Annotated in this window: 23 protein-coding genes; 8 read left to right on the forward strand and 15 right to left on the reverse strand. The window is 65.0% G+C overall.

The features are described 5' to 3' along the window. Nucleotides 1-23: 23 nt before the first annotated feature. The 3 genes from lepA (at nucleotide 24) to G5B40_RS10120 (ending at nucleotide 3,517) form a co-directional block, all read left to right on the forward strand. Nucleotides 24-1,823, forward strand: a complete 1,800-nt coding sequence (gene lepA, locus G5B40_RS10110) for a translation elongation factor 4 (RefSeq protein WP_165098128.1) — start codon at nucleotides 24-26, stop codon at nucleotides 1,821-1,823. 222 nt (nucleotides 1,824-2,045) lie between these two features. Then, complete coding sequence (locus G5B40_RS10115) at nucleotides 2,046-2,900, forward strand: DUF3800 domain-containing protein (RefSeq protein ID WP_165098130.1); 855 nt, start codon at nucleotides 2,046-2,048, stop codon at nucleotides 2,898-2,900. A 458-nt stretch (nucleotides 2,901-3,358) separates the two neighbouring features. Continuing rightward, complete coding sequence (locus G5B40_RS10120; RefSeq protein ID WP_165098132.1) at nucleotides 3,359-3,517, forward strand: YqaE/Pmp3 family membrane protein; 159 nt, start codon at nucleotides 3,359-3,361, stop codon at nucleotides 3,515-3,517. A gap of 182 nt (nucleotides 3,518-3,699) precedes the next feature. On the opposite strand, the gene G5B40_RS10125 is transcribed toward G5B40_RS10120, so the two are convergent. Continuing rightward, the gene (locus tag G5B40_RS10125; RefSeq protein WP_165098134.1) at nucleotides 3,700-5,178 is read right to left on the reverse strand and encodes an MFS transporter; all 1,479 of its coding nucleotides are present in this window, start codon (nucleotides 5,176-5,178) and stop codon (nucleotides 3,700-3,702) included. Between the two features lie 257 nt (nucleotides 5,179-5,435). Here G5B40_RS10125 and G5B40_RS10130 point away from each other — a divergent pair, with 257 nt between their 5' ends. After that, complete coding sequence (locus G5B40_RS10130) at nucleotides 5,436-5,807, forward strand: DUF4112 domain-containing protein (RefSeq protein ID WP_246209796.1); 372 nt, start codon at nucleotides 5,436-5,438, stop codon at nucleotides 5,805-5,807. On the opposite strand, the gene G5B40_RS10135 is transcribed toward G5B40_RS10130, so the two are convergent. Next, nucleotides 5,791-6,207, reverse strand: coding sequence for a VOC family protein (locus tag G5B40_RS10135; protein ID WP_165098136.1), 417 nt, complete (start codon nucleotides 6,205-6,207; stop codon nucleotides 5,791-5,793). The two genes, G5B40_RS10130 and G5B40_RS10135, sit on opposite strands and share 17 nt — an antisense overlap. A 103-nt stretch (nucleotides 6,208-6,310) precedes the next feature. Next, nucleotides 6,311-6,619: a DUF6280 family protein gene (locus G5B40_RS10140; protein WP_165098138.1), complete on the reverse strand. Its 309-nt coding sequence runs from the start codon at nucleotides 6,617-6,619 to the stop codon at nucleotides 6,311-6,313. Nucleotides 6,620-6,983: 364 nt separating this feature from the next. Between G5B40_RS10140 and G5B40_RS10145 the strand changes: the two genes are divergently transcribed. Both G5B40_RS10145 and G5B40_RS10150 read left to right on the forward strand, forming a co-directional pair. Beyond that, nucleotides 6,984-8,702, forward strand: a complete 1,719-nt coding sequence (locus G5B40_RS10145; protein ID WP_165098140.1) for a tetratricopeptide repeat protein — start codon at nucleotides 6,984-6,986, stop codon at nucleotides 8,700-8,702. Then, complete coding sequence (locus G5B40_RS10150; protein WP_165098142.1) at nucleotides 8,692-9,567, forward strand: 4-(cytidine 5'-diphospho)-2-C-methyl-D-erythritol kinase; 876 nt, start codon at nucleotides 8,692-8,694, stop codon at nucleotides 9,565-9,567. The genes G5B40_RS10145 and G5B40_RS10150 overlap by 11 nt, the downstream gene beginning before the upstream one ends. Before the next feature lie 32 nt (nucleotides 9,568-9,599). Here the strand turns inward: G5B40_RS10150 and trpA are convergent, their stop codons facing one another. From trpA to ihfB, 9 genes are all read right to left on the reverse strand, one after another. Next, nucleotides 9,600-10,391, reverse strand: coding sequence for a tryptophan synthase subunit alpha (trpA, locus tag G5B40_RS10155; protein ID WP_165098146.1), 792 nt, complete (start codon nucleotides 10,389-10,391; stop codon nucleotides 9,600-9,602). A 45-nt stretch (nucleotides 10,392-10,436) separates the two neighbouring features. After that, complete coding sequence (locus G5B40_RS10160) at nucleotides 10,437-10,781, reverse strand: hypothetical protein (RefSeq protein ID WP_165098149.1); 345 nt, start codon at nucleotides 10,779-10,781, stop codon at nucleotides 10,437-10,439. A gap of 13 nt (nucleotides 10,782-10,794) precedes the next feature. Beyond that, nucleotides 10,795-12,015: a tryptophan synthase subunit beta gene (gene trpB, locus G5B40_RS10165; protein WP_165098151.1), complete on the reverse strand. Its 1,221-nt coding sequence runs from the start codon at nucleotides 12,013-12,015 to the stop codon at nucleotides 10,795-10,797. A gap of 74 nt (nucleotides 12,016-12,089) precedes the next feature. Beyond that, complete coding sequence (locus tag G5B40_RS10170; RefSeq protein ID WP_211907444.1) at nucleotides 12,090-12,329, reverse strand: hypothetical protein; 240 nt, start codon at nucleotides 12,327-12,329, stop codon at nucleotides 12,090-12,092. Nucleotides 12,330-12,359: 30 nt separating this feature from the next. Then, complete coding sequence (locus G5B40_RS10175) at nucleotides 12,360-13,520, reverse strand: serine hydrolase domain-containing protein (RefSeq protein WP_165098153.1); 1,161 nt, start codon at nucleotides 13,518-13,520, stop codon at nucleotides 12,360-12,362. Between the two features lie 44 nt (nucleotides 13,521-13,564). Further along, nucleotides 13,565-14,017 (reverse strand): GNAT family N-acetyltransferase, encoded by a 453-nt coding sequence (locus tag G5B40_RS10180; RefSeq protein ID WP_165098155.1) that lies wholly within the window; start codon nucleotides 14,015-14,017, stop codon nucleotides 13,565-13,567. Then, nucleotides 14,014-14,643 carry a phosphoribosylanthranilate isomerase gene (locus tag G5B40_RS10185; protein ID WP_165098157.1) on the reverse strand — a complete coding sequence of 210 codons (630 nt, stop codon included), beginning with the start codon at nucleotides 14,641-14,643 and terminating at the stop codon, nucleotides 14,014-14,016. The genes G5B40_RS10180 and G5B40_RS10185 overlap by 4 nt, the downstream gene beginning before the upstream one ends. A gap of 44 nt (nucleotides 14,644-14,687) precedes the next feature. Beyond that, complete coding sequence (locus G5B40_RS10190; protein WP_165098159.1) at nucleotides 14,688-15,023, reverse strand: LapA family protein; 336 nt, start codon at nucleotides 15,021-15,023, stop codon at nucleotides 14,688-14,690. A gap of 27 nt (nucleotides 15,024-15,050) precedes the next feature. Then, entirely contained in the window at nucleotides 15,051-15,329 is a 279-nt protein-coding gene (ihfB, locus tag G5B40_RS10195; protein ID WP_165103504.1) for an integration host factor subunit beta, read from the reverse strand. A gap of 219 nt (nucleotides 15,330-15,548) precedes the next feature. Between ihfB and G5B40_RS10200 the strand changes: the two genes are divergently transcribed. Further along, entirely contained in the window at nucleotides 15,549-17,108 is a 1,560-nt protein-coding gene (locus G5B40_RS10200; RefSeq protein WP_165098161.1) for a peroxidase family protein, read from the forward strand. 18 nt (nucleotides 17,109-17,126) lie between these two features. Here the strand turns inward: G5B40_RS10200 and G5B40_RS10205 are convergent, their stop codons facing one another. Continuing rightward, nucleotides 17,127-19,496, reverse strand: coding sequence for a transketolase (locus G5B40_RS10205; RefSeq protein WP_165098163.1), 2,370 nt, complete (start codon nucleotides 19,494-19,496; stop codon nucleotides 17,127-17,129). Nucleotides 19,497-19,635: 139 nt separating this feature from the next. Between G5B40_RS10205 and G5B40_RS10210 the strand changes: the two genes are divergently transcribed. Beyond that, nucleotides 19,636-20,091 carry an Lrp/AsnC family transcriptional regulator gene (locus G5B40_RS10210; RefSeq protein ID WP_179961625.1) on the forward strand — a complete coding sequence of 152 codons (456 nt, stop codon included), beginning with the start codon at nucleotides 19,636-19,638 and terminating at the stop codon, nucleotides 20,089-20,091. A 51-nt stretch (nucleotides 20,092-20,142) separates the two neighbouring features. Here the strand turns inward: G5B40_RS10210 and G5B40_RS10215 are convergent, their stop codons facing one another. Together G5B40_RS10215 and G5B40_RS10220 are read right to left on the reverse strand one after the other, a co-directional pair. Then, nucleotides 20,143-21,711: an isochorismatase family protein gene (locus tag G5B40_RS10215; protein ID WP_165098168.1), complete on the reverse strand. Its 1,569-nt coding sequence runs from the start codon at nucleotides 21,709-21,711 to the stop codon at nucleotides 20,143-20,145. 22 nt (nucleotides 21,712-21,733) lie between these two features. After that, nucleotides 21,734-22,582 (reverse strand): N-acyl homoserine lactonase family protein, encoded by an 849-nt coding sequence (locus tag G5B40_RS10220; protein WP_165098171.1) that lies wholly within the window; start codon nucleotides 22,580-22,582, stop codon nucleotides 21,734-21,736. Between the last annotated feature and the right edge of the window lie 2 nt (nucleotides 22,583-22,584).

A 22,584-nucleotide genomic window follows, 5' to 3' on the forward strand; every position in this document is an offset into this window, starting at 1 on the left:
CGAAAGCCTAGCATATCCCCGCGATGACCGACCTCGCCCATATCCGCAATTTCTCCATCGTCGCCCATATCGACCATGGGAAATCGACGCTCGCCGACCGGCTGATCCATTCGACCGGCACGGTCACCGACCGCGAGATGAAGGAGCAGTTGCTCGACTCGATGGATATCGAGCGCGAGCGCGGCATCACCATCAAGGCGCAGACCGTCCGGCTGGAATACAAGGCGAAGGATGGCGAGACCTATATCCTCAACCTGATCGACACGCCCGGACATGTCGATTTCGCCTATGAGGTCTCGCGCTCCATGCGCGCCGTCGAAGGCTCGCTTCTCGTGGTGGACGCGAGCCAGGGCGTCGAGGCGCAGACCCTCGCCAATGTCTATCAGGCCATCGATGCGGACCATGAGATCGTGCCCGTTCTCAACAAGATCGACCTGCCCGCCGCCGAGCCGGACCGGGTGAAGGAGCAGATCGAGGACGTGATCGGCATCGACGCCGCGGACGCGGTGATGATCTCCGCCAAGACCGGCGTCGGCATTCCGGACGTGCTGGAGGCCATCGTCACCCGCCTCCCCGCCCCTTCGGGGAACCGCGACGCGCCGCTGAAAGCGATGCTGGTCGACAGCTGGTATGACGCCTATCTTGGCGTCGTGGTGCTGGTGCGGATCAAGGACGGCGTCCTGAAGAAGGGCGACCGGATCCGCATGATGGCGAACGGCACGGTGCATCATGTGGACCGAATCGGCGTCTTTCGCCCCGGCATGCTCACCGTCGATGAGCTTGGCCCCGGCGAGATCGGCTTCCTCACCGCCTCGATCAAACAGGTTCGCGACACGAGCGTCGGCGACACCATCACGCATGAGAAGAAGGGCTGCGAGGCGCCCCTGCCCGGCTTCAAACCCTCTCAGCCGGTGGTCTTCTGCGGGCTCTTCCCGGTGGATACCGCGGAGTTCGAGGACCTGCGCGACGCGATCGAGAAACTGGCGCTGAACGACGCCAGCTTCAGCCATGAGATGGAAACCTCCGCCGCGCTCGGCTTCGGCTTTCGTTGCGGCTTCCTCGGGCTTTTGCACCTCGAAGTGATCCGCGACCGGCTGGAGCGCGAATACGATATCGACCTGATCACCACCGCCCCCTCGGTGATCTACCAGATCCATCTGACCGACGGCACGACGATGGAGATGCACAACCCCGCCGACATGCCGGAAGCCGTCCGCGTCGATCACGTCGAGGAGCCGCGGATCAAGGCGACGATCCTCGTCCCCGACGATTATCTCGGCGATGTGCTGAAGCTTTGCCAGGACCGGCGGGGGATTCAACTCGACCTCACCTATGCCGGCTCACGCGCGCTCGTGGTCTACGACCTGCCGCTGAACGAGGTCGTCTTCGATTTCTACGACCGGCTGAAAAGCGTCACCAAGGGTTACGCCAGCTTCGACTACCAGATCACCGGCTACAGGACCGACAACCTGGTGAAGATGCAGATCCTGGTGAATGACGAGCCGGTGGACGCGCTCTCCACCATGGTCCACCGCGACCGGGCGGAGACGCGCGGCCGGGTGATGTGCGAGAAGCTGAAGGAGCTGATCCCGCAGCACATGTTCAAGGTGCCGATCCAGGCGGCGATCGGCGGGCGGATCATCGCCCGCGAGACGATCTCGGCGCTGAGAAAAGACGTGACCGCGAAATGCTATGGCGGCGATGTGAGCCGCAAGCGAAAACTTCTCGACAAGCAGAAGGCCGGCAAGAAGAAGATGCGCCAGTTCGGCAAGGTCGACATTCCGCAGGAAGCGTTCATTTCGGCGCTGAAGATGGATGGGTGAAGGGGAAGGCGCTCCGGACCCCTTATCGCGTGCGATAGAAGGGGTTATCCCATTGATAATATTCACTTATCTAAATTGATGCGTGCAATATCCTGAACTTCGGGCGGTGTTTGTCGCGCACCGACGACGTGCCAAGGAACTAGTCTGGATTTACGGGCATTCGTGATCGCGCGATGCTATGTGCGCGATGTGAGCCGGAATTAGAGGGCTCTCGATAAGCAAATGGCCGGCAAGAAGAGGATGCGACCATGTGCGGAGGTCTATATTCCGCAGCCGGTGTTTATCTCAGCGCTGAATGTGAGGTGGCCACGGAAGGAATTAATATTGTACTTGATGTACGTTGATGAAAGCGGAGATCCGGGACTGAATACAATTCAGTCTCGATATTTTATATTAACTGGCTTGGTTTTGCATGAAAGCAACTGGCACCAGCTTATCGATTCCATACTGAAATTTAGGAGAACCATGAAAGCTGTATATGGACTTCCGCTGCGCAGTGAGATTCATGCTATAGAAATGATAAGGAAGGACGTTTTCGGAATACAAAAATATCAGCGACTTGCAATCCTAAGAAATTTCCTTGATGAAATTGCCAAAATGAATTTCCTATCTATAACAAACATTGTTGTAGATAAGCTCGGAAAACCGGATGACTATGATGTATTCTCGGTCGCATGGCGAACTCTATTTCAACGGTTCGAAAACACTTTAGTGCACGGAAATTTTCCCGGCGGATACCAACGATCATATGGTCTGGTATTCACTGATTCTACATCAGGGAGAACTTTAAAGACGCTAATGCGCAAAATGGCGGTTTACAATCCTGTCCCAAATAGAAACGGCGCAGGATATCGGAATTTGCCAATCTTGCGGATTGTAGAGGACCCCTCTGAAAGAAATTCTGTGGATTCTTTTCCAGTTCAATCCTGCGACGTCGTCGCCTACTTCTTACAACAAAAGCTTAATCCGAATAGCTATGTTAGACGTCAGCGTGCGTCAAAATACTTCGATAGGGTCACTCCGGTGCTCAACAAACATGCATCAACCCGAAACCCTCTCGGTATTGTCCATATTTAGACAAAAAAGGGCGAGCGGTTTCCCGCTCGCCGGTACGATCCTACTACTAGGTTGTGCCTAGGTTCAGATCATACCCCCTATATAGGATGTCGGGACCTAAAAATCTATCAAAAATGCAAGGTGGATCGCATTGAGGATAACTCGACTCGCTCGGCAGGACTACGCTCGGTAAGCGTTCCGAAATCTGCGCCCTCGCGCTCGCGCACCTCGTAGATGATCCGCCAGTCGCGGAGGCGCATGGCGTCGTCCTGCCCGACCAGCCGCTTCGCACCTTCGGAGCGGGAATTCCCCCCGAAATCCTCCCAGTGTGTCCTCGATCCGACGCGGCAGCCTCCGGCCCCGGATCGCGCGAAGTTCTTTTCGCCGTGTCCAGAATATACCATTGATGCTCCGGATTGCGAGATTTCGGAACTTGGCTTTCGTTCGCGCGTTCCCATTCCTCACAAACAGGGGAACCCATGGACCTGCTCCGCATCATCATCGCCATCCTCCTGCCGCCGCTCGGCGTCTTTCTGCAGGAGGGCTTGGGGAAGCATTTCTGGTTCAACATCCTGCTCACACTCCTCGGCTACATCCCCGGGATCGTTCACGCCGTCTGGATCATCGCGAAGCGGTGAGCGCATACCAATCCCCCCGCCGCCCAGGTCACGCATGATCTGGCGCGGCCGGAGGCGCTCGCGCGACCGATAAACGCCCGGTTCAAGGTTCCGGCAACCCGCATCCGCCTCGACGCGCTGACCGGGCTTTCGCCCGGCGCGAATCCGCATCGGGAGGTGAGAGCGGCTGTCGCCGCCCGCTCTCAACGCAATGGGCCGGCTCTCCCCTGATTGCGCTCCCGCAGATCCTTGAGCGCGACGAGCAGCGCCAGCAGGATCACGAATGCGATCGACCCGAAGCCGACGATGATGGCGATCGACCATGACGACACCGCGAGCGTGGAGAACGTCGCCGCGGTGATGACCGCGATGCCGACCGCCGTGCCGATGCGCTGTCCGGTCTGCATGATGGCGCCTGAGCTTCCCGCATAATCCAATGGAACCTGCGCGAGCGTCAGCGTCTGGTTCGGGCTGATGACCGTCCCCTGCGCCAGGCCGAGGAACGAAAGCGAGATCATGAGCCACCAGACGCTCAGATGGCCCGCTTCGTGCATGATGACCACGGCGATGCTCAGCGCGAGTCCGAACACCGCGAGCAACAGGCCGCCGATGACCAGCTTGCGGCCTAACCGCGCGACCCGGCTTCCCGCCCAATAGGCGGCGTACGCCGAAAGCAGGGCGGCGGGGATGCCGAAGAAGCCGGATTCGAGCGCCGTCTTGCCGTCGCCTTCCTGGACGTAGAGCGCGACCAGCACCCAGATGCTGGTTATTCCCATGAAATAGAGGCTCATGATCGTGATGCCGTTGGTGTAGCTGCGCGTCGAGAATATCGACAAGTCGACCATGGGACTCAGGCCAAGACGGGCATAGCGCCGCTCCCATCCGACCCAGAGCCAGACCAGCAGAAGGCCGAAGGGCAGCAGAATCCAGAGGCGCGCGTCGCCGCTCCCCTCGACGAAGGGAAACAGGATCGCGAGCACGGCCAGACCCAGCAACAGCGCGCCCACCGGATCGAGCGAACGCAGGCCGCTACCCTTCCGGGGCAGCCGAATGATCAGCGGGCGCGGAAACCACATGAGCCCCAGAACGATGGCGATGACGCCGATCGGAACATTCACGAGGAATGTCAGACGCCAGCCCAGTTCGGGCCCGCCAAGCTGAATCAGGAACCCCCCCAAAACCGGCCCGACGGCGACCGAAAAACCGACAGCCGTGCCGAAATATCCGAACGCCTTTCCGCGCGCGTCGCCGCGGAAATAATGCTGGATCATGCCGAGACCCTGCGGATTGAGCAACCCGGAGCCAACCCCCTGCACGAAACGCGCGATATTGAGCCATCCGGCGTCGGGCGCCAGGCCCGCGGCGACAGATGCGGCGGTGAAGATGGCGGCGCCGATGAGGAACAGCCCGCCGCGCCCCATGATGTCGCCGGCCCGCCCGGCCGCGACCAGGACGACGCCGAAGGTCAGCGCATAGCCCGACAGGACCCATTGCAGATCCGACTCCGACGCGCCGAGACCCGTCCGGATCGACGGCAGCGCCACGTTGACGATGCTGACGCCGACCAGCGTCATGAAGATCGAGACCAGCAGCACGAAGAGGATGCGCCATCTTACCGGATTTGTCGTTGGATCGGCTTCCGACCGCGAGGAAGAGGCCGAATCTGTCTCCGGGGAAGTCATAAGCGATGCTTTCCATGCGCGCGGTCAATAAGGGTCGATTCCGTGGCGACGCGCGCCAGCGGGAAACAAACCGGATTTCAGCGTCGGCGCCAAGCTCTGCCGGAACAGCTTGACCGCCGCCGGGGGCGACGCCATCTCGGTGGAAAGAAATCCCATCGATCGTCGCGCCCCGCCGAATCCCCATCAAGTGGAGGCTTCATGAACCCGCCGCGCATCTCCATCGCCGCCATTCGCCCCGCCACGGCCGCGGTTCGGCGGTGAGCGCGCCCGAGTCGCTCTCCGGCTCAGTCACGGCCGAACTGGCGCGCCTCGAAAGCCTCGCGCGGCTGATGGACGCGCGTTTCCTCATCCCGGGAACCCGTATCCGCTTCGGCCTCGACGCGCTGATCGGGCTTGCGCCGGGTGTGGGCGACGCGATCGCGCTCGTTCCCGGGGCCTGGATCGTCGCCCGGGCCCATGCGCTCGGCGCGCGCCGGCGCACGCTCTTGCGCATGGTGGGGAATCTCGCCATCGACTGGTTCGCGGGCTCGGTCCCGTTGATCGGCGATATCTTCGATGTCGGCTTCCGCGCCAATCTCCGCAATGTCGCGCTCTTGCGCGCGGAGCCGAGCCTCAGACCCGTTGATTGATCTCCACGAGGTTTCCGTCCGGGTCCTCGACATAGATGTTCCAGAGGCCGGGAATCGCGAACACCCCGGCGTCGGAATAGGGAACGCCGGCCGCATCCAGCCGCTTCATCACCGCCTTCAGATCCTTGACCTCGATGGCGAAATGGCCGCCGAGGGAGGGGTTGTGCTTCAGATTGTTGCGCGCGGCGAAGTCTTCATCCGGGGCGATCAGATGCAGCCCGGTATGGCTGTCCCGGCCATCGGGAAAAAGCGCCAGCTTGTCGGGCGCGCCGGGGATGTAGCCGCGGCTCTCCGGAAAGGTCCAGGCGCCCTCCGCCATGCCGAGGACACGCGTGTAGAACGCGGCCGTGCGGCGCACGTCGCGGCTTTCCAGGTTCACATGATGGATCGACCAGCTCATCCGCTCTCCCTTCGCATTGAAGGGGATAAAAGCGGTCGCGCCCGGCCCGTGCAATGAAAAAGAACGCCCCTTGGGGGGCGTCCCTCTTCCGGCCCCGCGCGTCTTACGCGGCGACCTTGTCCTGATCGTCCTTCAGCGACAGCGCGTTGGAAACGCGCACGCCGCGTTTCACAAAGGCGACGAGACCGTCCACCGTGCGGCTGTTCACTTCGATCCCGGCGTTCATCAGCACTTCCATGCCATCGCGGGAGTTCGCCCACCGGGCGATTCCCTCCGCGCCTTTGCCGAGTCCGTAGGTTTTTTCATCCTTGATCGCGTCATCGAGCGCAGCAAGAACCACGGCCGCGAAAAGTTTCCGCGCGCGGCGTCCCTGCTCGTTCGTGAAGCTCAAAGCGTCGTCGTCGAGAGCCATCGGCTCCTCCACCGAGTCGTCATTTCGTTGTCATGTAAGGAAGCCGTATATGGCCCATCGCAGGTGCGAAATAAAGCCATTTTTTGCATGGCCGCCATGCGCGGACGCGACGTAAAGCGGTGCGCGGGGCCGAATTTCCGCCTTCCGGCGCGAAATTGGCCAGTCTTTGCAAGCGTCGGGCCGAATCCGGCGCCGCGCGGCCACCCGGCGCAAAAGTCGCAGGGCGCGCTCGGCCGGCCGCCGCGATCATCCGCGCGGCGAAGCGGGCGCCGCGAAACTGACGCGGCCCCTTGACGCGCAGGTTTTGCGGGATTTTCCGCCGCTTCACCCCTATATTGACGCCGAGCCAACGGAGAGAGCCCATATGACCTATCTGATCCGCGTCGCGAGCGGCGTCGCGTTCGCCGCCGCACTCGGTTTCGCCGGCGTCGGCGGCGCGATGGCCGGAAACACGCTCTCGGGCGCCTATCTCGCCGGCCTGCACGCCGCGAAGATCGGCGATCTCGACGCCGCGGCGAAATATTTCGGCCGCGCGCTGGACCGCGATCCGGGCGACCTCGCGCTGATGGAGCAGACGCTGCTCTACCAGGCCGCCGCCGGGCGGGTGGATCAGGCGATGGACCTCGCGGAGCGGCTCATCGTCTTCGACGCCAACAATCGCATCGCCACGCTCCTGCTCACCGCGCAAGAGCTGAAGACGGGCGAATACCGGGCCGCGCTCGACCGGATCGAGGCGGCGGGCGGCGGTTTTCATCCGCTGATCGGGTCCATGATCGGCGCCTGGGCGAAATTCGGCCTCGGCGACGCGGCCGGGGGCGAGGCGGCGCTCAACGGTCTGGGCGAGCGCCCGGTCTTTCGCGTCTTCACGCTTTATCACACCGGGTTGATGCGTCATGCGGACAACGATCCCGAAGGGGCGGTCGAAGCCTACGCCCAGCTCGGCGAGAAACTCTCGACCCCGACGGGCCGCGTCGCCAGCGCCTACGCCGCGGCGCTGATCGACGCCAGGAAAAGGGATGAAGCCCGCGCGGTCTACGAGGCCGCCGAAGCGCTCACCGTCGGCGATGGCGCGCTGGAAGCCGAGATTGCCGCTTTCGACGCCGGCGCGCAGCCGGCGCCGCTGGTGGAGACCCCGGCCGAGGGCGCGGCGGAAGCGCTCTTCGGTCTCGCGGCCGCGCTTGGCGACGATGGCGACACGCGGCTGACCCTGCTCTACGCCCGGCTTGCCACCTGGCTCCGTCCGGACCTCTACAACGCGACGCTTCTGGTCGCCGAACTGCTCGATTCCAACAACCAGAACGAGGCCGCGATCCGCGCCTACGAATCCATCCCGCCCGACAGCCCGCTCGCCCGCTCCGCCGAGATCGGCCGCGCCGAGGCGCTGCACCGGCTGGGGCGAAACGACGAGGCGGCCGAGGCGCTGAAATCGCTCACCAGGCGCGCGCCGGGCATGGCCGACGCGTTCATCGCGCTCGGCGATCTGCTGCGACGGGGAGAGAATTACAACGAGGCCGCGAAAGCCTACGCCTCGGCGATCGACCTGATGGAGGCCGCGGGCCGGCCGAACTGGGTTCTCTTTTATCAGCGCGGCATCGCCTATGAGCGCGCTGGCGAATGGGACGAGGCGGAGGCCGACTTCCTCACCGCGCTCGAGATGCAGCCCGATCAGCCGCTGGTGCTGAACTATCTCGGCTATAGCTGGCTCGAAAAGGGAATGAATATCGACGAGGCGATGGCGATGATCCGCAAGGCCGTCGATCAGCGTCCGGAAGACGGCTATATCGTCGACAGCCTCGGCTGGGGTCATTATCTCCTCGACGAATTCCCGGCCGCGGTGCGCGCGGTGGAGCTGCAACCCATCGATCCGGTCGTGAACGACCATTTCGGCGACGCGCTCTGGCGGGTCGGGCGACGGCTGGAGGCGGAATTCCAGTGGCGGCGCGCGCTGTCCTTCGATCCGGCGGAGAAGGATCGCGAGCGGATTCGCCGCAAGCTCGATATCGGGCTCGACGCGGTGCTGGAGGAGGAGGAGGCCGCCGCGGCCGCCAGGTCCGCGCCGGTCAGTTCCGCGAATGACGGCTGACGCCGGCGCCGTCGAGCCCGCACGCGCCAAGGTCAATCTTTTCCTGCATGTCGTGGGGCGGCGGGCGGATGGCTATCACGAACTGGAAAGCCTCGCGGTTTTTCCCGGCATCGGCGATCTCGTCAGGGCTGTTCCCGCTCCCCGGTTGACGCTCGACATCGAGGGGCCGTTCGCGGAGGGACTTTCCGCAGGCGAAGACAATCTCGTCCTTCGGGCCGCTTCGGCGCTCGGCGCCGCGACGCCGGGCCGGCCGGCGGCGGCGCTGAGACTGGTGAAACGCCTGCCGGTCGCCGCCGGACTCGGCGGCGGCTCGGCGGATTCGGGCGCCGTGCTGCGCGTTCTTGCGCGGATCTGGCCGGATGCGCCCGTCGCCGCCCTGCCGGAAATCGCCGCCCGGCTCGGCGCCGACGCGCCGGTCTGCCTCGCCTCGGAGCCCGCGCTGATGGCGGGCGCGGGCGAGCGGCTCACGCCAGCGCCCGGCTTTCGCGGCTTCTGGGTGGTCCTCGTCAACCCGATGCAGCCGCTCTCCACCGCCGAGGTCTTCGCGGGGCTGGAGCAGCGGGAGCGCCCCGATATGACGCCGCCGCCGGATCTCGCGGATTTCGACGCGCTGACCGGCTGGCTCGCCGGCCTTCGCAACGACCTGGAGGAACCGGCGCGCCGCCTCCGCCCGACCATCGGCGAGGCGCTGGCCGCGCTCTCCTCCGCTCCCGCCTGTCGGCTTGCGCGAATGTCAGGCTCCGGCGCCACCTGTTTCGGAATGTTCGAGACCGGAGCGCAGGCCGCCGTCGCGGCGAAACAGATCGGGGCGGCGCGGCGCGGATGGTGGGTCGTCGCCGCCCCGGTGGAACGCTGGAAAGGCTGAACGGCCGCCCTCGGAGCGCCCGCCAGGGCCGCTCAGGCGCCGTGCGCGGCGGCGGCGAGCGCGCCGACGAAACTCAGGACGCTCTCCGGGCTTTCGCCCTTCGCGATCCGCTCGACGATGGCGGTGCCGACGACGACGCCATCCGCGATCCGCCCGATCTCCGCCGCGCGCTCCGGCGTGCGGATGCCGAAGCCGACGCAGACCGGCAGCCCTGTCGCCGCGCGCACCCGCGCGACCTCGGGCGCGACCGCGGAGGCGTCCGCCTCGGCCGCGCCGGTGATGCCGGTGATCGAGACGTAATAGACAAAACCCGACGTATTGCGCGCCACCGCCGGCAAGCGCGCGTCATCCGTCGTCGGCGTCGCGAGGCGAATGAAATGAAGACCGGCTTCGGTGGCGGGAAGGCAAAGCTCGTCATCCTCCTCCGGCGGGAGGTCGACCACGATCAGCCCGTCGACGCCGGCCGCGACGGCATCGCGCAGGAACGCGTCGACCCCATGCGAGTAGATCGGATTGTAATAGCCCATCAGGACGATCGGCGTCTCCTGATCCGTCTCGCGGAACGACGCGACCATCGCCAGCACGCCCTTCAGCGTCTGCCCGGCGTCAAGCGCCCGTCCCGCCGCAAGCTGGATCGCGGGGCCGTCCGCCATCGGGTCGGTGAAGGGCAGGCCCAGCTCGATCACATCGACGCCGGCCTGCGGCAGCCCGCGCATGATCTCGAGGCTCGCCTCCGGCGAAGGGTCGCCCGCCATCGTATAAGAGACGAAGGCGGGGCGGTCCGCCGCCTTCAGGGCGGCGAAACGGTTTGTCAGTCGGCTCATCTCAATCCCTCTCGTTCGCCCCGCGCCGGGAAGGGCCGCTCACGCTCAGCTGTCCTTGCGGAAGAACTTCTTCTCGCGCGGCTTGCCGTCCCACCCGGTCTTTCCGCGCGGTTTGGACTCTCCGCCGTCCCGGTCGCCGCCGCGATAGGGCTTGCCGCCGCCTTCGCGGTCGCCGCGATAGGGCGGCTTTCCGCCCCGGTCGCCGCCGCGCGGGCCGCCATGATCTTCGCGGACCTCCCACTTCTTCAGAAGTTTCGCATCGAAGCTGTCGCGGCCGATCACGCCCTCGTTGCACCAGACGACCGAGACCCGGTCATCCTCCACCGATTCGACCGCCATGCGCATCGAGCCGGAGACGAGAACCACGAGGTCCCCAAGTTCATAAGCCATCGAATGGCCCTTTCTAGATTTCCTGGCCGAGCGCCTCGGCCACCGTGAAGATATCCTTGTCGCCGCGCCCGCACATGTTCATCACCAGGAGATGATCTTTCGGCAGGGTCGGCGCCAGCTTGGCCACATGCGCCAGCGCGTGCGCCGGTTCAAGGGCGGGAATGATTCCCTCCGTCTCGCACGAGAGCTGGAAAGCGGCGAGCGCCTCCCGGTCCGTCACCGAAACATATTCGACGCGCCCCATCTCATGCAGCCACGAATGCTCGGGGCCGATACCGGGATAGTCCAGCCCGGCGGAGATCGAGTGACCCTCGATGATCTGGCCGTCATCGTCCTGGAGAAGATAGGTGCGGTTGCCGTGAAGAACGCCGGGCCGCCCGCCGGTCAGGCTCGCGGCGTGCTCCATCCGCTCGTCGACGCCGTGGCCGCCGGCCTCCACACCGACGATCCGCACGTCCTTGTCGTCAAGGAACGGATGAAAGAGCCCCATCGCGTTCGAACCCCCGCCGATGCAGGCGACGAGGCTGTCGGGAAGACGCCCCTCGGCGGCATGCATCTGCTCGCGGACCTCTTTGCCGATGATGGACTGGAAATCGCGGACCATCGCCGGATAGGGGTGCGGGCCGGCGACCGTGCCGATGCAGTAGAACGTGTCGCGCACATTGGTCACCCAGTCGCGCAGCGCTTCGTTCATCGCGTCCTTCAGCGTCGCGCGCCCGGATTTCACGGGCACGACCTCCGCCCCGAGAAGCTTCATGCGAAAGACATTGGGCTTTTGTCGCTCGACATCGGTCGCGCCCATGAAGACGACGCATTTCAGGCCGAAGCGGGCGCAGACGGTGGCGGTAGCGACGCCATGCTGGCCAGCGCCGGTCTCGGCGATGATCCGCGTCTTGCCCATGCGGCGCGCGAGCAGGATTTGACCGAGGACGTTGTTGATCTTGTGCGCGCCGGTGTGATTGAGCTCGTCGCGCTTCAAATAGATCTTCGCGCCGCCAAGCCGTTCGGTCAGGCGCGGCGCGAAATAGAGCGGACTTGGCCGCCCGACATAATGCGTCCAGAGATCGTCCATCTCCGCCCAGAAGGCGGAGTCGTCCCTGGCGCGCTCGTATTCAGCCTCCAGCCCGAGGATGAGCGGCATCAGGGTCTCGGAGACGAAGCGCCCGCCGAACGCGCCAAATCGGCCACGCTCGTCCGGGCCGGTGCGATAGGAATTCAACATCTCTTGAGCCATGCGCGCCCCGCGCCTCCGAATGGTCAGGAAGCGGGTTGTTTACCCCCCCTCGCGGGGCGCGTCGATGGGCGATTTCAGCCCTTGAAGCCGAACTCCGTAGAAAGGATTCTCCAAAGGCTTCGCGCCGACTCTTCATCAAACTGAATCGTTTGGCTCAATTTGTTGGGGATTTGGCGATTTGCCGAGCCATATGTGTTGAGTTGGAGAACTTTGCGGCCGTCGCGTTCGCTGACAAGATAACGACAATCAACAATAGCAGGATGAACGCTCCTAAAGTCGCGCTCATCAGCAAGAATGGATTTCACCATCGCCATATTAACGCCTCTCCAATCCAGCCCGACCGCTCAGCCCAGCTCCGCGTAAACCGCCCGCTCCACCGCGTCATAGACTGCGAGGCAGTTGGCATCGACGAAGGGGAGATGCTGCATCATGATCACGCAGGCGACGCCGGCCTTCGGATCGAACCAGTAATGCGTGTTCAGCACCCCGGCCCAAGACTGGCTGCCTGCGCGGCGCTTGCCTTCGATATCCCCGGTGTTGACGAGACAGCCGAGCGAGAACTTGTTCTCCTGCTCGGGGAAGAAATCGACATCGGCCGAAAGCGGCGGCACGGTCGAGACCATCTTGCCGACCGAGAGCGCGCCGATCTGGTTGGCGGAGAACAGCGCCACGGTCTCCGGCTTCAGGATCAGCTCGCCGTCGAGCGAGCCGTTCATCAGCAGCATCCGCAGGAACCGCAGGTAATCCGGCCCGGTCGAATAGAGCGCGTGGCCCATGCCGTAGAACTCGGGATCCGACGGCGGCGCGATTTCATGCGGCCGCCAGCCGTCGGGCGTATGCATATGCGCCTGGACGAGCCGCGATCGCATGTGATCCTCGACCTCGAACCGCGTGTCGCCCATGCCGAGCGGATCGAAGATCTTCTCCTGGCAATAGACGTCGATCGTCTGGCCCGCCGCCGCCTCGATCATCTGGCCGAGCCAGTCGACGCCGACGCCGTAATCCCATCTGGTTCCCGGATCGAAGGCGAGGGGGTAGGAATGAAGCGCGGTCTTCAACCCCGAAAGGATGGTCGGCGCGCCGGTCGCCTCCATGTATTTCGCCTGGTTCGCGTTCCAGAACTCGTAGACGAGGCCGGACGTGTGCGTGGCGAGATGGCGCAGGGTCGCCCTGGTTTTCGGCGCCCGGAGTTGCGGCGCGCCATCGGCGTCGAACCCGTCGAGAACCTGCACCTCCTTCCATTCCGGCAGAACCTCTTCGACCGGCGTCTCCAGCGTCAGCAGCCCGTCCTCGATCGCCCGCGCGGCGGCGGCGGCGGCGACGGCCTTGGACATGGAGAAAGCGCGAAAAACCGAATCCACGGTCATCTTTTCGTCGCCGCCGAGCGCGCGCGCGCCGGCGGCGCCCTCGTAAACCACGCCGTCGCGGGTCGCGACGCCGACCATCACGCCGGGGGTGCGCCCCTCGGTCACGCTGGTTTCGAGAATCTTGTCCAAGGCTTTCATGGCGTCCTCCGATCCGGTTCGAAGGGAAGCTGCCCGAGGTCGGCTCAGGAGTCGAGCGTCCGCTTGAAGCCGAGATGCGTCGCCCGGTAGCCGAGCCGCGCGTAGAAGCCGTGCGCGCGCTCCCGGCTGGCGTCGGAGGTGAACTGGATCAGGGCGCAGCCGGCGGCGCGGGCCCGCGCCTCCGCCTCGGCCATCAGGAGCGCGCCGATTCCCTCGCCGCGCAGATGCGCCGCGACGCGCACCGCCTCAATCTGCGCGCGCCGCGCGCCGCCGCGGGAAAGCCCGGAGATCAGCGTGAGCTGGAGCGTGGCGACGATCTCCCCCTCCCGTTCGCCGACGATGATCGTGTTTCCCGGCTCCGCCGCCATAGCGTCGAACGCCGCGAGATAGGGGGCGAGCGCGGGCGACTCCCGGCCGCGCCCAAGCTCATCGGCGCTCAGAAGCGCGACGATGGCGGCGACATCCGCGCGCCTGGCTTCGCGAAAGCGCAGCGTCACCCCTTCGCCGCCCGGACGAAAGCGCGAATCTGCGCCTCGTCCTTCACGCCGGGCGCGGATTCGACGCCGGAAGAGACATCGACCTGCTTCGCGCCGGTAAGACGGATCGCAGCGGCGACGTTTTCAGGGGTCAGCCCGCCCGCCAGCATCCAGGGCCGCGCCCAGTCACGTCCGGCGATCAGCCGCCAGTCGAAAGAGAACCCGTTGCCGCCGGGAAGCGCGCCGTCCGCCGGCGGCTTCGCGTCAATCAGCAACTGGTCCGCGACGGCGGAATAGGCGTCGATCGCAGCGAGATCGGCCGCCGAGGCGACCCCGACCGCTTTCATCACCGGCAAGCCGGCGCGCGCGCGGACTTCACCGACGCGGGCCGGGCTTTCCTTCCCGTGAAGCTGGATCATGTCGATCGGAAGGGAGGCGATCGCGTCGAGCAGCGTGTCGTCCGGGTCGACCACAAGCGCGACTTTCATCAGCCCGGACGGCGCGGCCCCCGCCAGCGCGCCCGCCGCAGTCAGCGTCACGTTGCGCGGCGATTTCGGAAAGAAGACGAAGCCGAGATACCCGGCGCCGGCCTCCGCCGCGGCCGATACGGCCTCCGGCGTGCGCAGGCCGCAAATCTTGACGATCATGGCGCTGCTTTCATGGCGTCGCGGTCATCGCATCTCGGACGCGATCAGCGCGCGGAAAGCGCCGGCAGATCGTCATCGGTATCGTCGGAAAGCCGTTCCACCTTCATCTGCAATTGCGCCGCTTCGCGCCGCGCCTTGCGCCCCTCGCCACGCACCCGGCCTTCGCGCATCCATTCGCGCGCCGCGCCGAGCAGGAACCCGACCAGCCCGCACAGAAGACCGAAGGCGAAGAGCGGCAGCGCAATCTCCGGCGCATGGGCGACGCCATAATCCGAAAGATCGGGCCAGAGCCGGACCGTTATGTCGGCGCTATTGGCGACCGCAAGCACGCCAATGACGATGGCGACGAGCAGCGCCACGGCGAATTTCAAAGTACGCAAGAGCCTCTCCCGCCGGGGCGGCCCCGGTCAGCTATTCATCCGGTCCCGCAGGTCCTTGCCGGTCTTGAAGAAGGGCGCGCGCTTTTCCGGCACGCTCACCGCCTCTCCGGTGCGTGGGTTTCGGCCCATCCGCGCATCGCGATGCTTGACCGAGAACGCGCCGAAACCGCGCAACTCAACACGGTCGCCGCGCGCCAGCGCCTCGGTGATCTCGTCGAAAACGGAAGAGACGATGCGCTCCACGTCCCGCTGGAAGAGATGCGGGTTCTCGTCGGCGAGTTTCTGGATCAGTTCGGACTTGATCATGGTGGTTCCCGTCCGGAATCGTTCCGTAACTCCATGAGCATCGCACAAGGCGGCGGCTCCGGTCAACGCGCGGCGTCCGACGAGCGGGGTGGAAGCTGTCCAGAGACAATGTTCGAGAATGCGGCGGATTTCTGCTAGGTTCGCGAACAGACAATCAGCAGATAAATTCGCGGCGGCCGGCGCCATCGAGCCGCCCACGCTTTGTGACGGAGAATTCTCATGGCCTCCCCGATATCCGAACGGCTCATCAACTCCATTCTGAAACTGGTCGGGCGTTCGGAATGGCTCTCCGCGATCGTCAACAGGATCCTGATCGGGCGGATCATCGGGGTCGCGCGCCGGCGTCCGCACCCGTTCGGCACGGTGCATGATTACACCTCCTGGCGCTCACTGACCGACCGGACCTACAGCGCGCGCCACCTCGAATCCTATCTGCGCACGGACTATCCGCCTGTGGAGAATCTTCTCGAGCTATTCCGCCGGGGCGACGGACCGCAGCGGCACTGTCCGAAGTCCACCTGTCTTTTCCCGACCTTCGCGCAGTATCTCACCGACGGCTTCATCCGGACCGAAACCGACGAGACGATCCCCGACCGGCTGAAGCGCAACACCTCGAACCACGAGATCGACCTCTGTCCGCTCTACGGACGGACGCTGGCGCAGACCATGGCGCTCCGGCTTCGCGACGAAACGCCGGGCCGGCGCGGGCGTCTGAAAACGCAAGTCATAGACGGAGAGGAATACGCGCCCTTCCTCTTCGATGGCGACGAGATCGCGCCAGAGTTCGAGGCGCTCGACAAGCCGCTCGGCCTCTCCGACCTAACGGGCGAGCGGGCGGAGCGCCGCAAGACGCTATTCGCATTCGGCGGCGACCGGGCGAACTCGACGCCGCAGGTCGCGATGATGAACACGCTCTTCCTACGCGAACACAACCGCCTCGCGGCGATGCTGGAGGACGCGAACCCCCACTGGGACGACGACCGGGTTTTCGAAACCGCGCGCAACATCACCATCGTTGTCTTCATCAAGATCGTCGTCGAGGACTACATCAATCATATCGCGCCGTTGCCGTTCCGGCTCCGCGCCGACCCGGTCGTCGCCTGGAAGGCGCCCTGGAACCGCACGAACTGGATCACCACCGAGTTCAGCCTGCTCTATCGCTGGCATTCGCTGGTTCCCGACATGATTGAATGGAAGGGTGAGAAAACCCCGGTCGCCCGCACCTTCATGAACAACAGGTTTCTCATCGACGGCGGCCTGCGCCGCGGCTTCGCCGACATGAGCGGCCAGGCCGCCGGCGCGCTCGGCCCGTTCAACACCACCGCGGCGCTGCTTGACGTCGAAAAGGCGTCGATCCTGCAGGGGCGGGCGACGGCGCTGGCGGGCTACGCCGCCTATCGCGATTATGTCTCACTCTCGAAGCCGCGCCGTTTCGAGGATATCTCGACCAACCCCCGCGTCATCGAAATCCTGAAGCGGAACTACAAGAAACCCGAGGATATCGAGTTTTTCGTCGGCCTGTTCGCCGAGGACCGGGCGAAGAACGCGCCGCTCCCGCCGTTGATCCTGAAGATGGTGGCGCTGGACGCCTTCTCGCAGGCGATGACCAATCCGCTGCTCTCCGAGCATGTCTTCAACGACCGCACATTCAGCCGCGAGGGCATGAAGGTGATCGAGGAAACCGGCTCGCTCCGCGAACTCGTCCTGAGGAACACCCCGCCGGGCGACGATGATGTCTTTATCGGCATGACGCGCCCCGAATGGGTGTTCGAGACCTGACCCCCGGCCCCGGCCGCGCTAGGCCCGCACGACCGCCAGTTTCGGCCCCGCCGTCAGCGCGCCGATCTTCGCGACGATGCTTTCAGCGTCGATGCCGTATTCGCGGTAGAGATCGGCGATGGTTCCTGTCTGCCCGAAATGTTCGACTCCGAGCGGCAGCGTCCGGTGGCCGTGAACCGCGCCGAGCCAGGCGAGGGTCGCGGGATGGCCGTCGATCACCGTGACCAGCCGGCAATGCGGCGGCAGATCGGCGAGCAACGTCTCGATATGGCTCGTCGCGGCGGCGCCACGCGCGCGCGCGCGCTGCGCCGCGGTCCAGCCGGCGTTCAGCCGGTCGGCCGATGTCACCGCGAGAACGCCGACATCGCGCCGGCTTTCCCCGATCATCCCGGCGGCGCGGATCGCTTCCGGCGCGACGACGCCCTGATAGGCGATCACGACCTCCGCGTTCGGGCCGGGTTTCCTGAGCCAGTAGCCGCCATCGATGGCGCCCTGCCGGAAATCGTCGTCGCCGCGTTTGCCCGGCTGCTCGATCGGATTGGTGGAGAGCCGGAGATAGACCGAGCCCCCGGTCTCGTCCCTCAGCCATGTCCGCTCGTCAGGATCGTTTGAGCCATCTCGCTGCAGATAGTCGAACGCCCATTCCATGATGACCGCGAGTTCATCGACGAAGGCCGGCTCGAACGCCGCCAGCCCGTCCTGGCTCATCCCGATCAGCGGCGTGCCGATTGACTGATGCGCGCCGCCTTCCGGGGCGAGCGTGACGCCGGCGGGCGTGCCGGCGATGATGAAGCGCGCGTCCTGATAACAGGCGTAGTTCAACGCATCGAGACCGCGCGAGACGAACGGATCGTAGAGCGCCCCGATCGGAATCAACCGCTTGCCGAAGAGCGAATGCGAAAGCCCGGCGGCGCCGAGAAGGAGAAAGAGGTTCATCTCGGCGATGCCGAGTTCGATATGCTGGCCCTCGGGCGCGAAATCCCATTTCGCCGTGGAGGGGATGTTTTCGGCCCGGAAGGTGTCTTTCAACGCGATGCGCGCGAAAAGCTTTCGCCGGTTCACCCAGGGGCCGAGATTGGTGGTGCCGGTGACATCCGGCGAAGCGGTGACGATCCGCGCGGCGAGCGCGCCGTCGCCGCGCGCCAGCCCGTCGAGGATCTTGCCGAACCCCGCCTGGGTGGAGATTTCCCCCTCCTCCGGCGCGGCGATAGGGGGCGCCGGCAGCGCCGAGTCGCTTCGCCGCCGGCGGCCGCCCGCGAAGAATGGAACCTTGTCCAGAAAGCGCTGCAGCGCCGGAACGTCGTCGACCGTCGCGAAGCGCTCCCATTCCTCGCCCGGGGCGACGCCCATGTCGGCGCGCCATTGCTCCATCTGCGCCTTGGTCATCAGCCCGCCATGATTGTCCTTGTGCCCGGCGATCGGGGTTCCCCAGCCCTTGATCGTATAGGCGAGGAAACAGGTCGGGCGGTCATGGTCGATGGCGGCGAAGGCCTCCGCCATCGTCTCCACGCAATTGCCGCCGAGATTCTCCATCAGCGCCGCCAGCTCCTCGTCGCTGCGCCTTTCGATCAGCCTGGTCACGTCGCCCTGATCGCCGAGATCGTCCATCAGGCGCTTTCGCCAAACCGCGCCGCCCATATAGGTCAGCGCCGAATAAAGCTGGTTCGGGCATTCGTCGATCCAGTCGCGGAGGCGCCCGCCGCCCGGCTCCTCGAACGCCGCGCGCTGAAGCACGCCGTACTTGATCTTCACCACATCCCAGCGGAACGCCTCGAAGATCTGCTCGATCCGTCGCCAGAGCCCCTCGCGCACCACGCCGTCGAGCGACTGTCGGTTGTAGTCGATGATCCACCAGCAGTTCCTGAGATCGTTCTTCCAGCCCTCCTGCAGGCATTCGTAGACATTGCCCTCGTCCAGTTCGGCGTCGCCAACCAGCGCCACCATGCGGCCCATCGGCAGATCGCGCCCCCACTCCTTCGCTGCGATGAAATCCTGCACCAGCGAGGCGAAGGCGGTGATCGCGACGCCGAGCCCGACCGAGCCGGTGGAGAAATCCACGTCGTCCCCGTCCTTGGTGCGGCTCGGGTAGGACTGCGCGCCGCCGAAGCCGCGGAACGCCTCCAGCTTCTCACGGGTCTGGTTACCCATCAGATATTGCATGGCGTGAAAGACCGGCGAGGCGTGCGGCTTCACCGCCACCCGGTCCTCCGGGCGGAGCGCGGAGAAATAGAGCGCGGTCATGATCGAGACCATCGAAGCCGACGACGCCTGATGCCCGCCCACCTTGATACCGTCCACCTTCGGGCGGATGTGGTTCGCGTTGTGGATCATCCAGTGCGAAAGCCACAGAAGGCGCTGCTCGATCGTCTTGAGGTGCGTGGTTTGCATGGGCTGGTGGTCGCTCTCTACGTTCTTCGCACGGAGAATAGCAAAATCCGGCGTGGCGAGTCTCAGCTATGGACGCTCATCCCAGCCATGATATTAGGGAATAACTTCAAGATCAGGATACTTCTTGGCGGAGACCCCCATGATCGACCAGTTCGACAGGAAGATCGTGCAGGCGCTGCGGCGCGACGGCCGGATGTCGATCCTCGACCTGAGCGAAGCGGTCGGCCTCAGCCCGACGCCGGTTTCGCGCCGGGTGCGCAGGCTGGAGGAAAGCGGCGTCATCACCGGCTACGCCGCCCTGATCAACGAGACCGCGCTCGGCTTCGGCGTCTCCGTGTTCGTCTCGGTGAAACTCGACCGGCAGGTGGACGACGCGCTCGAGTCTTTCGAGTCCGCCGTCGCGACCTTTCCGGAGGTCGTGGATTGCTGGCTGATGACGGGCAATCGGGACTATCTTCTCCGCATCGCCACCGAAGGGCTTCGCGAGTTCGAGCAATTCCTCGTCGGACGCCTCACCAGGGTGCGCGGCGTCGCCTCGATCGAATCCTCGATTCCCCTCCGCAGGGTGAAGTCCGGCCTCTCGCGCACCGCCTGACATTCGCGCGGGCGGATGGGCGGGCGCCTGGCGGGCGCCCGTGCGCGGCGTCTATCCCGGCAGCATCCTCAGAACCTCGTCCACCGTCGTGATCGTCGCCACATTCGCCATCGCATAGTCGAGCGACGCCCGGTGCCAGTCGGCGTTCATCGAGGAGCAGGCGTCCTCCGGCACCAGCACCCGGAACCCCTTGTCGGCGGCGGTGCGGGCGGTGTGCTCGATGCTCATGTTGGTCCAGGCGCCGGTGTCGATGATCGTCTCGATCCCGCCATGACGAAGATAGGATTCAAGGCGACTGGTCTCCCACGCGCTCATCGACATCTTCTCGCAGACGAGGTCGGCGCCCTGCCGCTCCAGCCCCGGAACCGGCTGGACGCCCCATGTGCCGCGCACGAGAGCGTCGGCGTCGATCAGGCCCTCGAACAAGGGCGCGTTGCGCCGGATCGCGGGATGGCCCGGCTCGCAGACGAACCAGACATGGATCACCATGATCCCGGCCCGCCGGCAGGCTTGCGCCAGGCGTTTGGAGTTTTCGATCACGTTCTGCTGGCGGGCGTGGTCGGGCGCGCCGCTATCGGCGAAGGCGCCGCCGTCCATGATGACGTCGTTCTGCATGTCCTGGATCAGCAGCGCGGTGGTTTTCGGGTCAAGTCCGGATGCGACCGGCCTGGCGGCGGCCGGCGCCGCGGCGGGCGCGGCCCCTCCGGCCATGAACGGCTCCCGGCGCGGCCGCGCCTTCGTGCGGACGGTGTAGAGCGAGGTCGTCGCGCACATGAAGAGCGTGTCCCACCGCTCCCCGCCCCAGTGGAAATTCGCGACCTGCTCGGGGCAGGAGATCTCACCCAGCTTCACCCCGTCGAAGGAATAGACCCAGACTCCGCCGGGCGCCGTCACCCAGACATTGCCCTCGGTGTCGGAGCGCATGCCGTCTGGCCGTCCGGCGCGGGCGTTCTCGGCGATTCCCGTCGCGAAAAGCCGCCCGCCGGCCAGCCGCCCGTCATCGGCCACGTCAAAGACGCGGATATTCGCCTGCTCGGTGTCGTTCACCCACATGAACCGCTCGCAGGGGCTGAAGGTCAGCCCGTTCGGCTGCGAGAACATGTAGCGGTCGGACACCAGGACAGGCTCGTCTCCCGGCCGGTGCTGCGGCGGCAGCATGTAGACGCCCTGGAAGCTCAGCTCCTGTTCGCGCTTGACGCCGAATCCCTCCATCCGTCCATAGGTCGGGTCGGTGAAATAGATCGCGCCGTCGGATTTCACGCAGATGTCGTTCGGGGAGTTCAGCTCTTTTCCTTCGAAATGCGAGCAGAGCACCTCGCGCGTCCCGTCGGGCCGGATGCGGACGACGGAACTGGTGGAATGCTCGCAGACGAGGAGGTTCAGCTCCGCGTCATAGGTCATCCCGTTGCCCTTGTTGGACGGGCGCTGCACCTCCGCGACCACGCCATCGGGCGTCCAGCGCCGACGCACATCGCCGGGCATGTCGGAAAAGAGCAGGTTCTGCTCCACCGGGTTCCAGACCGGCCCCTCGGTGAACAGAAAGCCGCGCCCGACCCGGTCGACCGGCGCGAACTCGTCGATCAGGCCATGGAAGCGTGCGTCGATCACCTTATGCGGCATTTTCCCCTCCCCCGTTATTCGATCACGCCGGGAACCAGTCGCGTTTCGGCAACGTCTCGACCATCGGCCCCGGCACGGTCATGCCGGGCCGGCCGACGACCTGCCCATGCTCCACCCTCGCCGGACGGTCATGGACCGGCAGCAGGAAGGTGTAGTTGTTCAGCAGTTTCTTGATCGCCGCCTTCTCGGCCCGCTTGGTCGAGGAATGGTTGCCGGTGACCTGCGGCTCCATCCAGTTGTTGACCCGCACATGGTCGATGATCTGATCGTTGATGTCGTAGATCACGTCGCCGCAGATACAGGCGAGACCTTCCGCCGTCTCGACGATCACGTTCATCGAACCCTCTGTATGCGCGCCCGCCGGCTCGCACCAGACGCCGGGGATGATCTCCTCCGCCCCGGTCAGTTCGAGATCGAGAAAGCGCACCGCCTCCGGCTCGTAGATCCGCTCGACCAGGTGAATGATGTCGGGCTTGGGGTATTGCGGATACATGATGCCGGAGACGGAGAACTCCATCTCCCTCCGGTTCAGCACCACGGTCGTGTTCATCGGGAACTGGTCGTCCTTCCCGGCATGGTCGATGTGAAGATGGGTGTGCATGATGTAGCGGATGTCGCCCAGCTTCACCCCGTGCTTCGCCAGCTGGTTCTCGATCATGTTGTCGTGATACTGGAGCCCGCGCATGTTCAGGCTTTCCATGATCGCGTTGTCGCGATAGCCGGTGTCGACCAGCACCGGATAGGCGCCGCCGAGGATCAGGAAGCCGTAAACCGGCACCCGGCGCACTCGCCCGCAATTATGGCCGAGGACGAAGAAGCTCGCCTCCAGCTCGATATCGCCGTAGTCCAGCACATGTATCGTGAGGGCCATCT

Source organism: Pikeienuella piscinae (assembly GCF_011044155.1).
Lineage (GTDB): Bacteria > Pseudomonadota > Alphaproteobacteria > Rhodobacterales > Rhodobacteraceae > Pikeienuella > Pikeienuella piscinae.

What these genes read in the sequence shown, in the direction of transcription:
- lepA (WP_165098128.1), top strand. Translation starts at nt 24, where the DNA reads ATGACCGACCTCGCCCATATCCGCAATTTCTCCATCGTCGCCCATATC.
- G5B40_RS10115 (WP_165098130.1), top strand. Translation starts at nt 2,046, where the DNA reads ATGGCCGGCAAGAAGAGGATGCGACCATGTGCGGAGGTCTATATTCCG.
- G5B40_RS10120 (WP_165098132.1), top strand. Translation starts at nt 3,359, where the DNA reads ATGGACCTGCTCCGCATCATCATCGCCATCCTCCTGCCGCCGCTCGGC.
- G5B40_RS10125 (WP_165098134.1), bottom strand. Translation starts at nt 5,178, where the DNA reads ATGACTTCCCCGGAGACAGATTCGGCCTCTTCCTCGCGGTCGGAAGCC.
- G5B40_RS10135 (WP_165098136.1), bottom strand. Translation starts at nt 6,207, where the DNA reads ATGAGCTGGTCGATCCATCATGTGAACCTGGAAAGCCGCGACGTGCGC.
- G5B40_RS10140 (WP_165098138.1), bottom strand. Translation starts at nt 6,619, where the DNA reads ATGGCTCTCGACGACGACGCTTTGAGCTTCACGAACGAGCAGGGACGC.
- G5B40_RS10145 (WP_165098140.1), top strand. Translation starts at nt 6,984, where the DNA reads ATGACCTATCTGATCCGCGTCGCGAGCGGCGTCGCGTTCGCCGCCGCA.
- G5B40_RS10150 (WP_165098142.1), top strand. Translation starts at nt 8,692, where the DNA reads ATGACGGCTGACGCCGGCGCCGTCGAGCCCGCACGCGCCAAGGTCAAT.
- trpA (WP_165098146.1), bottom strand. Translation starts at nt 10,391, where the DNA reads ATGAGCCGACTGACAAACCGTTTCGCCGCCCTGAAGGCGGCGGACCGC.
- G5B40_RS10160 (WP_165098149.1), bottom strand. Translation starts at nt 10,781, where the DNA reads ATGGCTTATGAACTTGGGGACCTCGTGGTTCTCGTCTCCGGCTCGATG.
- trpB (WP_165098151.1), bottom strand. Translation starts at nt 12,015, where the DNA reads ATGGCTCAAGAGATGTTGAATTCCTATCGCACCGGCCCGGACGAGCGT.
- G5B40_RS10170 (WP_211907444.1), bottom strand. Translation starts at nt 12,329, where the DNA reads ATGGCGATGGTGAAATCCATTCTTGCTGATGAGCGCGACTTTAGGAGC.
- G5B40_RS10175 (WP_165098153.1), bottom strand. Translation starts at nt 13,520, where the DNA reads ATGAAAGCCTTGGACAAGATTCTCGAAACCAGCGTGACCGAGGGGCGC.
- G5B40_RS10185 (WP_165098157.1), bottom strand. Translation starts at nt 14,643, where the DNA reads ATGATCGTCAAGATTTGCGGCCTGCGCACGCCGGAGGCCGTATCGGCC.
- ihfB (WP_165103504.1), bottom strand. Translation starts at nt 15,329, where the DNA reads ATGATCAAGTCCGAACTGATCCAGAAACTCGCCGACGAGAACCCGCAT.
- G5B40_RS10200 (WP_165098161.1), top strand. Translation starts at nt 15,549, where the DNA reads ATGGCCTCCCCGATATCCGAACGGCTCATCAACTCCATTCTGAAACTG.
- G5B40_RS10205 (WP_165098163.1), bottom strand. Translation starts at nt 19,496, where the DNA reads ATGCAAACCACGCACCTCAAGACGATCGAGCAGCGCCTTCTGTGGCTT.
- G5B40_RS10210 (WP_179961625.1), top strand. Translation starts at nt 19,636, where the DNA reads ATGATCGACCAGTTCGACAGGAAGATCGTGCAGGCGCTGCGGCGCGAC.
- G5B40_RS10215 (WP_165098168.1), bottom strand. Translation starts at nt 21,711, where the DNA reads ATGCCGCATAAGGTGATCGACGCACGCTTCCATGGCCTGATCGACGAG.
- G5B40_RS10220 (WP_165098171.1), bottom strand. Translation starts at nt 22,582, where the DNA reads ATGGCCCTCACGATACATGTGCTGGACTACGGCGATATCGAGCTGGAG.